13 protein-coding genes are annotated in these 13,589 nt (G+C 73.0%); 4 read left to right on the top strand and 9 right to left on the bottom strand.

What is annotated here, in order from left to right:
• Positions 1-43: 43 nt before the first annotated feature.
• Complete coding sequence (locus tag ACFQE5_RS20865) at positions 44-961, bottom strand: 2-hydroxyacid dehydrogenase (protein WP_379587441.1); 918 nt, start codon at positions 959-961, stop codon at positions 44-46.
• Positions 962-1,031: 70 nt separating this feature from the next.
• Here ACFQE5_RS20865 and ACFQE5_RS20860 point away from each other — a divergent pair, with 70 nt between their 5' ends.
• A complete protein-coding gene (locus tag ACFQE5_RS20860) occupies positions 1,032-2,198 on the top strand; it encodes a PQQ-dependent sugar dehydrogenase (RefSeq protein ID WP_379588062.1) in 1,167 nt (388 codons plus the stop codon).
• Here the strand turns inward: ACFQE5_RS20860 and gatB are convergent.
• The 3 genes from gatB to gatC are packed head-to-tail and all read right to left on the bottom strand — an operon-like array spanning position 2,195 to position 5,516.
• Entirely contained in the window at positions 2,195-3,685 is a 1,491-nt protein-coding gene (gene gatB, locus ACFQE5_RS20855) for an Asp-tRNA(Asn)/Glu-tRNA(Gln) amidotransferase subunit GatB (protein ID WP_379587440.1), read from the bottom strand. The two genes, ACFQE5_RS20860 and gatB, sit on opposite strands and share 4 nt — an antisense overlap.
• Entirely contained in the window at positions 3,682-5,196 is a 1,515-nt protein-coding gene (gene gatA / locus ACFQE5_RS20850) for an Asp-tRNA(Asn)/Glu-tRNA(Gln) amidotransferase subunit GatA (protein WP_379587439.1), read from the bottom strand. The genes gatB and gatA overlap by 4 nt, the downstream gene beginning before the upstream one ends.
• On the bottom strand, positions 5,193-5,516 hold the full coding sequence (gene gatC, locus ACFQE5_RS20845; RefSeq protein ID WP_379587438.1) for an Asp-tRNA(Asn)/Glu-tRNA(Gln) amidotransferase subunit GatC: 324 nt from the start codon (positions 5,514-5,516) through the stop codon (positions 5,193-5,195). Before gatC ends, gatA begins: the two co-directional genes overlap by 4 nt.
• A 310-nt stretch (positions 5,517-5,826) precedes the next feature.
• Here gatC and ACFQE5_RS20840 point away from each other — a divergent pair, with 310 nt between their 5' ends.
• The gene (locus ACFQE5_RS20840; protein WP_379587437.1) at positions 5,827-6,486 is read left to right on the top strand and encodes an ACT domain-containing protein; all 660 of its coding nucleotides are present in this window, start codon (positions 5,827-5,829) and stop codon (positions 6,484-6,486) included.
• Between the two features lie 23 nt (positions 6,487-6,509).
• On the opposite strand, the gene ACFQE5_RS20835 is transcribed toward ACFQE5_RS20840, so the two are convergent.
• The 4 genes from ACFQE5_RS20835 to ligA form a co-directional block, all read right to left on the bottom strand.
• Positions 6,510-7,229 carry a 3-keto-5-aminohexanoate cleavage protein gene (locus ACFQE5_RS20835; RefSeq protein WP_379587436.1) on the bottom strand — a complete coding sequence of 240 codons (720 nt, stop codon included), beginning with the start codon at positions 7,227-7,229 and terminating at the stop codon, positions 6,510-6,512.
• A 162-nt stretch (positions 7,230-7,391) separates the two neighbouring features.
• Positions 7,392-8,777: a phenylacetate--CoA ligase family protein gene (locus tag ACFQE5_RS20830; protein WP_379587435.1), complete on the bottom strand. Its 1,386-nt coding sequence runs from the start codon at positions 8,775-8,777 to the stop codon at positions 7,392-7,394.
• Positions 8,778-8,822: 45 nt separating this feature from the next.
• Positions 8,823-9,419 (bottom strand): TetR/AcrR family transcriptional regulator, encoded by a 597-nt coding sequence (locus ACFQE5_RS20825; RefSeq protein WP_379587434.1) that lies wholly within the window; start codon positions 9,417-9,419, stop codon positions 8,823-8,825.
• A 128-nt stretch (positions 9,420-9,547) separates the two neighbouring features.
• Positions 9,548-11,869 carry an NAD-dependent DNA ligase LigA gene (ligA, locus tag ACFQE5_RS20820; RefSeq protein ID WP_379587433.1) on the bottom strand — a complete coding sequence of 774 codons (2,322 nt, stop codon included), beginning with the start codon at positions 11,867-11,869 and terminating at the stop codon, positions 9,548-9,550.
• Positions 11,870-11,955: 86 nt separating this feature from the next.
• Here ligA and ACFQE5_RS20815 point away from each other — a divergent pair, with 86 nt between their 5' ends.
• Both ACFQE5_RS20815 and ACFQE5_RS20810 read left to right on the top strand, forming a co-directional pair.
• Positions 11,956-12,387: a MarR family winged helix-turn-helix transcriptional regulator gene (locus ACFQE5_RS20815; protein WP_379587432.1), complete on the top strand. Its 432-nt coding sequence runs from the start codon at positions 11,956-11,958 to the stop codon at positions 12,385-12,387.
• Positions 12,384-12,941 (top strand): DUF2306 domain-containing protein, encoded by a 558-nt coding sequence (locus ACFQE5_RS20810; protein ID WP_379587430.1) that lies wholly within the window; start codon positions 12,384-12,386, stop codon positions 12,939-12,941. The genes ACFQE5_RS20815 and ACFQE5_RS20810 overlap by 4 nt, the downstream gene beginning before the upstream one ends.
• Positions 12,942-12,945: 4 nt before the next feature.
• Here ACFQE5_RS20810 and ACFQE5_RS20805 read toward each other — a convergent pair whose 3' ends face one another.
• Positions 12,946-13,530 carry a TIGR03086 family metal-binding protein gene (locus tag ACFQE5_RS20805; protein ID WP_379587429.1) on the bottom strand — a complete coding sequence of 195 codons (585 nt, stop codon included), beginning with the start codon at positions 13,528-13,530 and terminating at the stop codon, positions 12,946-12,948.
• Positions 13,531-13,589 lie beyond the last annotated feature (59 nt).

Below are 13,589 nucleotides of genomic sequence, written 5' to 3'. Positions count from 1 at the left end.
ACAGTAGTCGCCGGTCGCTGCGGCGCGACGCCGACGAGCCGGATCAGTACCCGTTCTCGACCACATTGGTCGGCCGTTCGCCGCGCGCGAACGCCGCGATCTGCTCGGCGGCGATCGCATACGCCCGGCGCATCGCGCCGGGAACGCTGCCCCCGACGTGCGGGGTCAGCAGCAGTCCCGGCGCCTTCCACAGCGGGTGCGCCGCGGGCAGCGGCTCGGGATCGGTGACGTCGAGGGCCGCGCGCAGCCGCCCCGAGGACAGCTCCGCGGCCAGTGCATCGGTGTCGACGACGGGTCCGCGCGCGGCATTGACCAGCAGCGCGCCGTCGGGCATGGCGGCGAGGAACTCCGCGTCGGCCAGGCCCCGCGTGTCGTCGGTCAGCGGGACGATGAGCACGCACGCGTCGTGCCGGGGCAGCAGGTCCGCGACCTCGTCGATGCCGTGCACCCCGTCGCGCGCCCGCCTGCCGACCAGGGTCGTCGTCACCTCGAACGGGGCGAGCCTGCGCACGGTGTGCTCCGCGACGTCACCCGCCCCGACGAGCAGCACCCGCTTGCCGGCCAGCTCGTCGGTGCGGTGGTAGTCCCAGCGCTGGTCGTCCTGGGCCCGCTGGAACGCGGGCAGATCGCGGTAGTGGGCGAGCAGCACGGCCACGATCCACTCGGCGGTCGCGCCGCCGTGCGCGCCACGGCAGTCCGACAGCGTCACCCCCGCGGGCAGCCGGCCCACCCAGTTCTCCGCCCCGGCCGTGAGCAGCTGCACCAGCCGCAGCCGTGGCAGCTGCTCGGTGAGCGCGACCGCGCTGGTCGAGGCCAGGAACGGCGGCACAAGGACCTGCGCGTGGGCGGCCTCCGCGGGCAGCGTTGCCGTCGGGTCATAGCGGACCGCGGTGACACCGGGCACATCGGCCAGCGCCACGAGGCCCTCCTCGTCGCAGACGAGCACGTGGATCTCGGTCACAGCCGATGACGGTAGCTTGCCCTCACCGGACGCTCACCCGCCGCGGCCTAGCCTGGGCGGCGTGCGGGGGATGCGGCGTCGGACGGTACGGGCGGTTGCCGCCGTGCTGCTCGGCGTGCTGCTGGCCGGCTGCGCGTCGTTCCCCGACTCCGGACCCCGCGACTGGCGCGACAAGATCGAGGGATCCGGCGAGCTCGGCGGACCGCCGTCGCTGCTGGAGCCGCCGCCGTCGCCCGGCGCGGGTGGGCAGCAGGGCCAACGGGCACCAGCGCAGGGGCAGGAGCAGGCGCCGTCGGGCTGTGACGACCCCGACCCGCAGGTCGTCGCGACCTGTCTGGACCCGGTCGGGGCGATCGCGGTGCTGCCCGACGGCCGTGCGGCGCTGGTGGGCGAGCGCCGCACCGGGCGGGTGCTGCAGGTCGAGCGGGGCACTCAGCCGCGCCTGGTCACGACCGTGCCCGTCGACCCGCGGGGCGGCGGCGGACTGACCGGGCTCGTGCTGTCACCCAGCTACGTCGAGGACCGGCTCGTCTACGCCTACGCGAGTACCCCCGGGGACAACCGGGTTCTGCGACTGGCCCCCGGTGAGCCCCCCAAGCCGGTGCTGACCGGGATCCCGCGCGGCCCCCGCGACAACGAGGGCGCGCTCGGTACCGATTCGCACGGCGCCCTGGTCGTGGCCACCGGGGACGCGGGCGGTGCCGGTTCCGATCCCCGGTCGCTCGCCGGCAAGGTGCTGCGCATCGACACCTTGGGCCGACCGATGCCCGGCAACCCGGACCCGGCCTCGCCGATCTTCAGCTCGGGCCTGCGGTCACCGCAGGGGGTGTGCGCCGACCGGACGGACGGGACGACATGGGTCACCGACCGGGCGGCCACGCGGGACGTGCTGTACCGGATCGGGCCCGGTGTGCTGTCCGCGCCGGCGTGGACCTGGCCGGATCGGCCCGGCGTCGCGGGATGCACGGCCGAGCCCGGCGTGGTGGCAGTGGCCCAGACGGGCGGCAGGTCGCTCGTGGTGCTGCGCCCGGCCGACGGCGGCGCCCTCACCGCAGACCCGCAGACGGTACTGACCAACGTCTACGGGCGCCTCGCCGCCGCCGCTCTCGGACCCGACGGGTTGCTCTGGCTGGGCACGGTCAACACCGACGGCGCGCCGGGCGCCGTCCCGGTGCCCAGCGACGACCGGGTCATCCGGATCCAGCCCCCGTCCGGCGGCGGCGCGGACCGCGCCTAGCTGCTGCGCTGGAGCACCAACTCGCGCACCCGCTTGGCGTCGGCCTGCCCCTTGGTCGCCTTCATCACCGCACCGACGATCGCGCCGGCAGCCTGGATCTTGCCGCCGCGGATCTTCTCCGCCACGTCCGGCTGCGCGGCGAGGGCCTCGTCGACCGCGGCGATCAGCGCACCGTCGTCGGACACGACCGTGAGCCCACGCTGCTCGACGATCTCGTCCGGATCACCCTCTCCGGCCAGGACGCCGTCGACGACCTGGCGGGCCAACTTGTTCGTCAGCTCACCGGCGGCGACGAGCTCGATCACCCGTGCCACGGCCGCGGGGCGGATCGGCAGCTCGTCGAGGGCGACGGCGCGCGCGTTGGCCTGCTGCGCCAGGTACGAGACCCACCACGACCGGGCCTCCGCGGACGGCGCACCCGCCGCGACCGTGGCCTCGACCAGCTCCAGCGCGCCGGCGTTGACCAGGTCACGCAGCTCCTCGTCGGACAGCCCCCACTCGGCCTTGACCCGCTTGCGATGCTCCCAGGGCAGCACCGGGAGCGTGCCGCGCAGCTGCTCGACCCATTCCGGCGAGGGTGCGATCGGGGCCAGGTCGGGCTCGGGAAAGTACCGGTAGTCCTCAGCGGTCTCCTTGCGCCGGCCGGGCGACGTGGTGCCGGTCGCCTCGTCGAAGTGCCGCGTCTCCTGCACGACCTTCTCACCGGCGAGCAGCACCTCGGCCTGCCGGATCATCTCGTATCGGACGGCCCGCTCGACCGAGCGCAGCGAGTTGACGTTCTTGGTCTCGGTGCGGGTACCGAACTCGTCGCTCCCGCGGGGCATGAGCGAGACGTTCGCGTCGCAGCGCAGCGACCCCTGGTCCATCCGCACGTCCGAGACGTCCAGCGCCCGCAGCAGGTCGCGCAGCGCGGTCACATACGCCCGGGCGACCTCGGGGGCCCTGGCCCCGGTCCCGGTGATCGGCTTGGTGACGATCTCGATCAGTGGGACACCGGCCCGGTTGTAGTCCAGCAGCGAGTACTCGGCGCCATGGATGCGGCCGGTCGCCCCGCCGATGTGCAGCGACTTGCCGGTGTCCTCCTCCATGTGCGCGCGCTCGATCCCGACCCGCACGACCGAGCCGTCGTCCAGTTCGAGGTCGAGATGGCCGTTCACCGCGATCGGCTCGTCGTACTGTGAGGTCTGGAAGTTCTTGGGCATGTCCGGGTAGAAGTAGTTCTTCCGCGCGAACCGGCCCCACGGCGCGATGGAACAGTTGAGCGCCAGCCCGATCCGGATCGCCGACTCCACCGCGGCCTTGTTGATCACGGGGAGCGAGCCGGGTAGACCCAGGCAGGTCGGGCAGACCTGGGTGTTCGGCTCGGCACCGAAGTCGGTCGGGCAGCCGCAGAACATCTTGGTGGCCGTCGACAGCTCGACGTGCACCTCGAGGCCGAGCACCGGGTCGAACCGCTCGACGACCTCGTCGAAGCCGGGCGCACTCATGCGGAGACCTCCATCGCCGGAACTCGCTGGATCAGCGCGCCACCGTCCTCGGCGTCGCGCGCGGCCTCGTATCCCGCGGCCACCCGGTACATGACGGCCTCACCCAGCGCCGGGGCCATGATCTGCAGGCCGGTGGGCAGCTCGTCCTCGGGCGCGAGCCCGCTCGGGACCGACATCGCGGCGATCCCGGCGAGATTGGTCGGGATGGTGGCGAGATCGTTGAGGTACATCGCGAGCGGGTCGTCCACCTTCTCCCCCAGGGGGAACGCCGTCGTCGGCGCCGTCGGGGAGACCAGCACGTCGGCGTGGGCGAACGCGGCCTCGAAGTCGCGGCTGATCAGCGTCCGGACCTTCTGCGCCTGTCCGTAGTAGGCGTCGTAGTAGCCGGACGACAGCGCGTAGGTTCCGAGCATGATGCGCCGCTTGACCTCCGGGCCGAAGCCCGCCTCGCGGGTGGCGGCCATGACCTCCTGCGCGCTGATGCCGTCCTCGACGCGCAGCCCGTAGCGCATCGCGTCGAACCGCGCCAGGTTCGAGGAGACTTCGCTGGGCAGGATCAGGTAGTAGGCGGCCAGACCGTACTGGAAATGCGGTGCGCTGACCTCGACGACCTCGGCGCCCAGCTTCTCCAGCTGACGCAGCGCGGCCTCGAAGTTGCTCTGCACCCCGGCCTGGTATCCCTCGCCACCCAGTTCCCGGACGACGCCGACGCGCAGGCCACGCAGGTCCCCGTCGGCACCCCGGCGGACGGCGTCGACGACCGCCGGAACCGGCGCGTCGATCGAGGTCGAGTCGAGCGGGTCGTGTCCGGCGATCACCTCGTGCAGCAGCGCGGCGTCGAGCACGGTGCGCGCACACGGGCCGCCCTGGTCCAGCGAGGACGCGCACGCCACCAGCCCGTAGCGGGAGACCCCGCCGTAGGTCGGCTTGACCCCGACCGTGCCGGTCATCGCGGCGGGCTGGCGGATCGAACCGCCGGTGTCGGTGCCGATGGCAAGGGGGGCCTCGAAGGCCGCCAGCGCCGCGGCCGAACCACCGCCCGACCCACCGGGGATGCGGCTGGTGTCCCACGGGTTGCGGGTCGGGCCGTACGCCGAGTACTCGGTCGAGCTGCCCATGGCGAACTCGTCCATGTTCGTCTTGCCCAGGATCGTGATCCCGGCGGCGCGCAGCCGCGCGGTCACCGTCGCGTCGTAGGGCGGGCGCCAGCCGGAGAGGATCCTGGACCCGCACGTCGTCGGCATGTCCGTGGTGGTGAAGACGTCCTTGAGCGCCAACGGCACCCCGGCCAGCGGCGACGCGGGAGCGGCGCCGGCCGCGACCGACTCGTCGACCAGTGCGGCGGCGGCCAGGGCCGCCTCGCCCGCGACGTGCAGGAAGGCGTGGACCTGACCGTCGACCTCGGCGATGCGGTCCAGATGCGCGCGCGTGACCTCGACGGCCGAGACCTCACGGGAGTGGATCTTCGCGGCCAGTTCGGCCGCGGTGAGCCGGGTCAGCTCGGTGCTCACTGCTCCTCCCCGAGGATCTGCGGGACCCGGAAGCGGCCGTCCTCGACCGCGGGTGCTCCGGAGAGGGCCTGTTCCTGGGTCAGTCCCGGACGCCGCTCGTCGGGCCGGAACACGTTGGACAACGGGACCGCATGCGACGTCGGCGGGATGTCGTCGGCCGCGACCTCGCCCACCCGGGCGACCGCGCCAAGGATCACGTCGAGCTGACCGGCGAAGACGTCGAGCTCGGCATCGGTGACCGCGAGCCGGGCCAGCAGGGCGAGGTGAGCGACCTCGTCCCTGGTGATGGCCCCACTCGGCGGCGGGGAATCGGGAAGCATGTCCCTCCTGGGTGACACGGTGTGCTGGCGACGCCCGGTACGGGCACGCTCGCGGCAGGTGAGACTCCCGGCGACGTGCGGCGCGATCGTCAGGAAGCCGCCTGCGGCGGGACCGACACCGAGTCTAGTCCCCTGTCGGTCGGCCCCCTCCGCACCCGCCGAGCACGGATCGCAGCGCGCCGTACACCGTGGGTGCTGTGCCGCACCGATTCACACCTGGCAGGATCTCCCGCGCAGTGCCGGATCGGCCGCCCGCACGGCAGGGAGTGGCCGGTGCGGCGGGAGTCGACGTGACGAGGAGGCGTGCGGGGTGTCCTTCCTGCTCCGTGTGGTGCTGCCGGACCGGCCGGGCAGCCTCGGAGCGGTTGCGACCGCGCTCGGCGACGCCGGGGTCGACATCCTCGGCGTCGACGTCGTGGAACGTTCCGGGGGCCAGGCCGTCGACGACCTCACGGTCGAACTGCCCCCGGGCCGGCCACCGGATGTGCTCATCTCCGCGGCCGAGGCGGTGCCCGGGGTGCAGGTCGAGTCGGTGCGGCCGTACGTCGGGCGGCTCGACACCCATCGCGAGCTCGAGCTGGTCGACGAGATCGCCGGTGATCCCGCCCATGGGCTACAGCAGCTCACCGATGAGATGCCGCGGCTGTTCCGGGCCGGCTGGGCGCTCATCGTGGTGCGCGAGGGCGGACGCGCGTGGCGGCTCGCACAGAGCTCCGCCGCGCCCGAGACCAGAGCGGGCGACCTGCCCTGGCTGCCGCTGTCCAAGGCGATGGTCATCGACCCGCAGGTCCACTGGGTCCCGGTACCGTGGCGCGCGCTGGACACCGAGCTGGCGGCGGCGCCGTTCGGTCCGGCATCCTCGGCGCAGGCGCTGGTCGTGGGCCGTCCGGGCGGTCCGGTCTTCCGACGCTCCGAGCTTGCCCGGCTGACCCATCTGGCCGGGATCGTCACCGCGGTGCTGGGGGCCTGAGGCCACCGGCCTGTACCGGCGGCTCAGACCCGAATGGCCAGCGCCGACTTGACCAGGTCGTCGTTGCCCGTCGCGAGCCAGCCGTCGGGCCGGACCAGGACGTCCTCGAAGCCGATGCGGCTGTCGAGGCCCATGCGCATCGCGTACTCCAGAACCGGCCAGGCCCCGCCTTCCTCACCGTGCAGCAGCACCGGCACCGGCAGTGAGCCGAGGGCCCGCAGGATCCGGATCGCCTCGGCGACGGCGGTCTCGGGGTCGGACACGGTCGACTCGGCCAGCACCCGCACCGTGCGCGGCGGAACTCCGTGTTGGCGCAGCGTGACGGCATCGCCGCTGGTCCACACCCCGAGCTCGACGCCGATCCCCACCGAGGCCGCGGCCTGGCAGACGTCGACCCAGCCCTTCTCGTGCACGTTCACCGCACAGACGTCGGGCTTTCCGACGCCGAGCTGACCCCAGGCCTGCACGGCCTCGACCCGGGCCCGCGGGTCGGGCTGGATCCAGCGGCCGGTGGCCACCCCGATCTCCATTCCGGGGACCTCGGCCCTGATGAGCGCGACCGCATCCCCGACGTGCGCCGGGTCGAGCGTCTCCTCCCCGTTGGGGCCACGCGGATGCACATGCACCGAGGTGATACCCAACCGGGCGACCGCGCGGGCGTCGCGGGCGAGATGGCGGGCGAGGACGGGTAACGCCGGGTGCGCATCGGCCGGCCGTGAGCCGTTCAGCACCGCCTGCAGCACCAGACATCCTCCTCCGCCCGAGTGAGCCTAGTGATCGTCGGAGCAGATCCCCATCTCCGGTCGGAGACTCCAGGCCACAGTTGATCATCGCACGGCGTCGATCCTACTGCGGGACCGGGGCGCGGGACCATACCGGACCGGTTCGGGAGCAGCCGCCGACAGTCAAGGCAGGGGGATGAACCGGCAGAGTTTGCCGGTCTCCGGATGGCGCTCGACGCTCGGCGCCGGACGAACCACGACCTGCGGGCGGGCCAGGCCGCTTCCCGCGAGCGCGGCGGCGAGTCGGTGTCGCAGACCCGCCACGTCCAGCCCCGGCCCGGCCACCGCCGTCACGTCGATCCCCTCCGGAGTCTGCCGGACCTGGTACTCCAGGACCTCCGGAGCCTGCACCAGGATCGAGCGCATGGCGAGCGGGTGGATGCTCACCCCGCCGTAGCGGAACACCTCGTCGGAGCGGCCCTGCACGCGCGCCCGCAGGTGGCCGTGGCCCGCCGCGGGCGGTTCCGCGACGAACCGGTCGGTGAGCTCGTAGCGGATGAGCGGCTGCACCCGGTTGTGCAGGTTCGTGACCAGGACCTTCGCCGACGGGGTGCCCGGCGGCACCGGGCGGTCGTGGTCGTCGACGAGCTCGATCACGCATCCGTCCTCGGCGAACACGATCGTCTCCTCGCCGGGCGGGCTGCTGCCGACCAGGCCCTCGGTGGAGGCGAACGTGTCGATCAGTGGCACACCGAATCCCGCGGTGATCGCGCTGCGCAGTTCGGGGGTGCAGGTCTCGCTGGAGCAGGTGAGCGACATCGGGGCGATGCGCAGCCGCCCGGCCCGCTGCTCCGCGGCGAGCCGGGCCAGGATCGTGGGGTAGCCGAGCAGCACCGGCGCCTGCAGTGCGTTCAGCCGCTCGACGATCTGCGGCAGCGGCAGGGTGACCGGCACCGGCCGGAAGCGGAACGGCAGCTTCCCGCCCGCGGTGAGGGCCGGCGCGGCGCCGGTCTGGTGGATCGCGGAGCTCGCGGCGACCACCGCGGCGGGGAGACCGCCGGGCGGGGGCCCACCGGTCGCGGCGATCCGGGTGACGAGCCCGCGGGTGATCGAGCCGACCTGCTGCACGGTCCAGTCCCGGTCGTAGACGAACACTCCGCGCTGCCCCGAGCTGCCCCCGGAGCCGAACGCCACATACTCGCCCAGGATCGGGACGGGCTCGTCCCGGGTCGCGGCGAGCGCCTCCTCGACGAGGCGACCGGACAGGCGTCTGTCGGTGAAGACGTCGTCGAGCTCGTGCATCATCTCGGACTTCGTCATCACCGGCAGCGCGCAGAGGTCTTCGGGGTCGACCGTCTGCAGGTCGATCCCGCGCAACCGCCGGGCGTGGAAGGGCGAGTGGGTGGCGGCGTGGGCCAGCAGGGCCCGCAGCCTGACCCGCTGGTGGGCCACGATCCGGGCGCGGTCCCAGCCCATGCGTCCGATCAGCTCGGGGTAGCGCTCCAGCAACGCGGTCTGCAGCTCGTCGCGCAGCACCTGGAAGGACCGCGCGGTGGTCGTGGCGGGCATCATGCCCTCCTCGAACTCGGTGGTGCGGTGATCGTGGAAGAGACCTCAGAGCGGCTCGACGAGGCGGGTGACGAGCAGATCCAGATCGGCGGGCGCGGCCTGGGCGGTGCCCGCGGCCTGTTCCAGCACATGCCCCGCGTCCAGGGAGAAGATCAGCTCCGCGAACAGCCGCGGCGGATGCACCGTCGCGAGCCCTCCGCGGGCCAGCACATCCTGGACGGCCTCGGCGAACCTTTCCATCGTGTGGTTGTGCAGCTCGGCATACCGGCGGTTCAGCTCCGGGTCGCGGGTGGCCGCCACGCGGAACTCCATCAGCACATGCGCCCAGTCGCGGCCCTGCTCGGTGCGCCGCAGGTTGGTGCGCAACAGCTCCCGCAAACCCTCCAGACCCGCATGGGCCGCGGCGATGGCGGCGTTCTCGGCCGCGCGCTCGGTGCTGCGCCGTTTGAGCAGCGCGAGGAACAGGTCGGGCTTGCCCCCGAACTGCGAGTAGACCACGCCCTTGGAGAAGCCGGCCGCCTCGGCGATGGCCTCGAGCGTGGCACCGGTGTACCCGCGCTCGAGGAAGATCCGGCGCGCCGCGCCGAGGACGAGCTCCCGGTTTCGCTCGACCTGCTCGGTCCTGGTGAGCCGCGTCGCCACGAGGAGAATTGGATACCCTTGGAATCCAGATGTCAAGGGTATTCGAATACCTTCGGTATCTGATTTACCCGCTCGCAGCTCCCGGTCCGGAGTCGCCGTCCCGCGCTCGGCCGCGGCCCACCCCGCTACTACCCCGTCGTGCTCGCCACCTGTCTGGCGGCCTCCGGGCCGCGTTCCAGCAGCACCCGGAAGCCCTCCTCGTCGAGCACCGGAACGCCGAGGTCCAGCGCCTTGTCGTACTTGGAGCCCGGCGCCTCGCCCGCGACCAGGAACGCGGTCTTCTTGGACACCGAACTCGCGGCCCGACCGCCACGGACGGCGATGGCCTCCTTCGCCTCGTCCCGGGAGAAGCCGTCCATCGACCCGGTCACCACGATGGACAGTCCTTCGAGGGTCCGCGGGACGGAGTCGTCGACCGTGTCGGCCATCCGCACCCCCGCGGCCCGCCATTTGGCCACGACCTCGCGATGCCAGTCCACGGTGAACCAGTCGCGCACCGCCGCCGCGATCGTCGGGCCGACCCCCTCGACGCCGGCCAGCGGCGCCAGCGCGGCCGCGACCGCCCTGGCTTGCGCCCGCGCCGCCTCGCGTGCGGCCTTGGCCCCGGCCGCCGGCTCGACGTCCTCGGCCTGCGCAGGCGCCGAGGCGTCCGCCGTGGGCAGCGCCGGCCCATCGTTGCCCGCCGGCTCCTCGCCCGGCCCGTTGCCGTTGTCAACGGACCCGTCGGAGGTGATCGCGACGCCGGCTTTCACGGTGTCGGCGGCCGCCGTCTCGGCCGCGGCCTCGATCGCCTCGAGCGATCCGAACTCGCGAGCCAGCGCCTGGGCCGCGGTCGGCCCGACATGCCGGATCGACAGCCCCACCAGCACCCGCCACAGTGGCCGGTCCTTGGCCACCTCGAGGTTCGCCAACAGCTTGCGCCCGTTGGCCGAGAGCTCCCCGGCCTTGGTCCGGAACAGCTCGACCCGCAGCAGATCGTCCTCGGTCAGGGAGAAGACGTCGCCCTCGTCGGTGACCACCCCGCAGGCCAGCAGCGCGGTGGCGGCCTCGTAGCCCAGACCCTCGATGTCGAACGCCCCGCGGCCCGCGACGTGGAACAGCCGCTCACGCAACTGCGCGGGACAGGACCGGGCGTTGGGGCAGCGCAGATCGACATCACCCGCCTTCTGCCGGGCGAGCTCGGTACCGCATTCCGGGCAGTGCGTCGGCATGACGAACTCGCGCTCCGAACCGTCGCGCACGTCGACGATCGGCCCGAGCACCTCGGGGATGACATCGCCCGCCTTGCGGATGACCACCCGGTCGCCGATCAGCACGCCCTTGCGGCGCACCTCATCGGCGTTGTGCAAGGTGGCCAGCGCGACCGTCGAGCCCGCGACCTGCACCGGCTCCATGAACGCGAACGGGGTGACCCGGCCGGTGCGCCCGACGTTCACCCGGATGTCCAGCAGTCTGGTGGTGGCCTCCTCCGGCGGGTACTTGACGGCGATCGCCCAGCGCGGCGCACGCGAGGTGGACCCGAGCCTGCGCTGCAGAGCCACCTCGTCGACCTTGACGACGACGCCGTCGATCTCGTGCTCGATGTCGTGGCGGTGCTCGCCCCAGTACGCGATGTGCTCGATCACCCTGTCGATCCCACGCAGCACGACGGTGCGGTCGGAGACCGGCAGGCCCCAGGCCCGCAACGCCTCGTACGCCTCCGACTGCCGTGCCGGGGCGAACCCCTCGCGCTTGCCGAAGCCGTGACAGACCAGCCGCAGGTTGCGCGACGCGGTGACCCGCGGGTCCTTCTGCCGCAGCGAGCCCGCCGCCGTGTTGCGCGGGTTGGCGAACGGCGCCTTGCCCGCCTCGACCAGCGAGGCGTTGAGCGCCTCGAAGTCGGCGACCCGGAAGTAGACCTCCCCCCGCACCTCGAGGACCTTCGGCACCGGCCACGTGGCGGAGCCGGTCAGCCGTTGTGGCACCTCGGCCAGGGTGCGGAGGTTGAGCGTGACGTCCTCACCGGTGCGACCGTCGCCGCGGGTGAGTCCGCGGACCAGCACGCCGTCCTCGTAGAGCAGGTTCACCGCCAGTCCGTCGACCTTGAGCTCGCACAGAAAGTGCAGCTCGGCATCGGCGCCCAGCTCCCGGCCGACCCGCTCGACCCAGCCGCGCAGCTCCTCGGTGTCGAAGACGTTGTCGAGGCTGAGCATGCGTTCGAGATGGTCGTGGGCCGCGAAGTCGGTGGAGAACCCCATCCCACCGCCCACCACCCGCTGGGTCGGCGAGGCCGGCGTCACCAGCTGCGGGTACGTGTCCTCCAGCGCGACGAGCTCCCGCCACAGCTCGTCGAACTGCCCGTCGGAGATGACGGGCGAGTCGAGCACGTAGTAGCGGAACTGATGGTCGGCGACCTCGGTGGCCAGCTGGGCGTGCCGGGCGCGGGCATCGGCCGGGGGTTCGGGGCTCACGGAGCAGAGATTAGTGCGGGGCTCCGACACCGGTCCGAGCGTTCGCAGAGACTTGTCTATCTAACTTACTGTGCTAAGTTATTGGCGTGTCCGGAGACCTGACCTTCGACCTGCACGTGCTGACCGCGCGGCTGGACCGCGCCGCCGAGAAGATCCTGCAGCCGGCCTTCGGCCTGACCTACCGCCGGTTCCTGACCCTGCTGCTCGTCGGCGAGCTGGGCCCGCTCACCCAGCGCGCGCTCGCCGAGGCGCTGGGCGTCTCCGAGCCGTCGGTGAGCCGGATGACCGGCGCGCTGGCCGGCACCGGGCTGCTCGAGGCAGGCCCCGACCCGGCGGGCGGGAACCGGCGCCGGCTCGCCCTGACCCCTTCCGGCAAGCAGGTGGTCGCCCAGTGCCGCGACCTGCTCGAACGCCGATTCGCCGACGTCGTCGAACGCAGTGGCGTCGGCTACGCCACCTACACCCGCGACACCCGGCGCCTCATCGCGGCGCTGGACGACACGGAGGACGAACGATGACGGGATCCACGGTTCTGGTGGCCGCGCATGCGGCCAGCGCCCTGGTGTGCCTGCTGCTCGGCGGTTACCAGCTGCTGCGGCGGGTCAAGGGCGACCGCACCCACCGGTTGGCCGGCTGGATGTGGGTGATGGGCATGCTGTTCGTGGCCACCAGCTCGTTCGCCATCCGCGACCTGCGCGAGGGGCGGCTCAGCCTGCTACACGCCCTCTCGGTCGTCACGCTGGTCAGCCTCGTCGCCGGCATCGTCGCCGCACGCCGGGGCGACCTGCGCGGGCATCGGGCGGCCATGCTGGGCAGCTGGCTCGGCCTGATCGGGGCGTTCCTCGCCGCGGTGGCGGTGCCCGGACGGTTGATCCCCACGTTCGTGGTCACCGAGCCGCTGGGCGCCCTCGCCGCGGGGGCCACCATCGTCGCGCTGACCGTGGCGCTGATCCTGCTCGCGCGCTGGGCCGATCGCCGATCCCCGGCGCGGCCGGCCACCGGATCGCTCGTCGGCCCGGCCAATGCCGCGTCGCGGGTGTCCGCACGAGGGGGACGCGGTGTCGCCCGATGACGGTTCAGCGGGTCGCCGGACCCGCTGCCCACGACGGATCCCGGCCGCTGAGGCCGAGGAGCCGGTCGAACGGCGGCGCATCGGCAGGCACCTCGACGATCGGGCCGAACAATCCGGGCGTGCCCGTGGGCGAGGCCATCGCCGCGACGAACCCGAGGCACGCCTCGACGCTCGCCGGGTCGACGTCATAGGGCTGCCCGGTGGCCCGGGCCAGGTCCCACCCGTGCAGCACGAGCTCGTCGAGGGCGACGATCGCGACCTGCGCCGCGGGCATCGTCACCCCACCCACCGAGGCGGCCCCCTCCCATGCCGCCGGCTCACGCCACGCGGCGACGAGCTCGTCGAGCCGCCGGGGCAGGATCCGTCGCCAGCCCGGGTCGAGCCGGGCCGCCTCGCCCGGACGCGGCGGGCCGGGGTCGGGCGCCTTCGCGGCCGCCCCGGCAAACGCCCCGGCGAGCCCGATCAGGTGCTCGAGCAGGTCGGCGACGGTGCTGTCGGCACCGGGCGTCGGGTCGTTGAGACGGTCGTCCGCGACGCCGTCGAGCAGCGACCCGATCCGGCGGGCGGCCGGTTCGAGATCGAGGGTCATGCCGGGTATGACCGCGCGCGGCGAGGGAACTCATCGGACGCCCGCCGGTCGGTACCCGG

The organism is Pseudonocardia hispaniensis, from assembly GCF_042658695.1.
Taxonomy (GTDB): Bacteria; Actinomycetota; Actinomycetes; order Mycobacteriales; family Pseudonocardiaceae; genus Pseudonocardia; species Pseudonocardia hispaniensis.
The sequence above is the reverse complement of the archived record's forward strand: the minus strand, read 5'-3'. Positions and strand labels throughout refer to the sequence as shown.

Bases quoted from the DNA above. Each gene is read 5' to 3' on its own strand.
- ACFQE5_RS20860 (WP_379588062.1), top strand. From the start codon at position 1,032: ATGCGGCGTCGGACGGTACGGGCGGTTGCCGCCGTGCTGCTCGGCGTG.
- gatB (WP_379587440.1), bottom strand. From the start codon at position 3,685: ATGAGTGCGCCCGGCTTCGACGAGGTCGTCGAGCGGTTCGACCCGGTG.
- gatC (WP_379587438.1), bottom strand. From the start codon at position 5,516: ATGCTTCCCGATTCCCCGCCGCCGAGTGGGGCCATCACCAGGGACGAG.
- ACFQE5_RS20830 (WP_379587435.1), bottom strand. From the start codon at position 8,777: ATGCCCGCCACGACCACCGCGCGGTCCTTCCAGGTGCTGCGCGACGAG.
- ACFQE5_RS20810 (WP_379587430.1), top strand. From the start codon at position 12,384: ATGACGGGATCCACGGTTCTGGTGGCCGCGCATGCGGCCAGCGCCCTG.
- ACFQE5_RS20805 (WP_379587429.1), bottom strand. From the start codon at position 13,530: ATGACCCTCGATCTCGAACCGGCCGCCCGCCGGATCGGGTCGCTGCTC.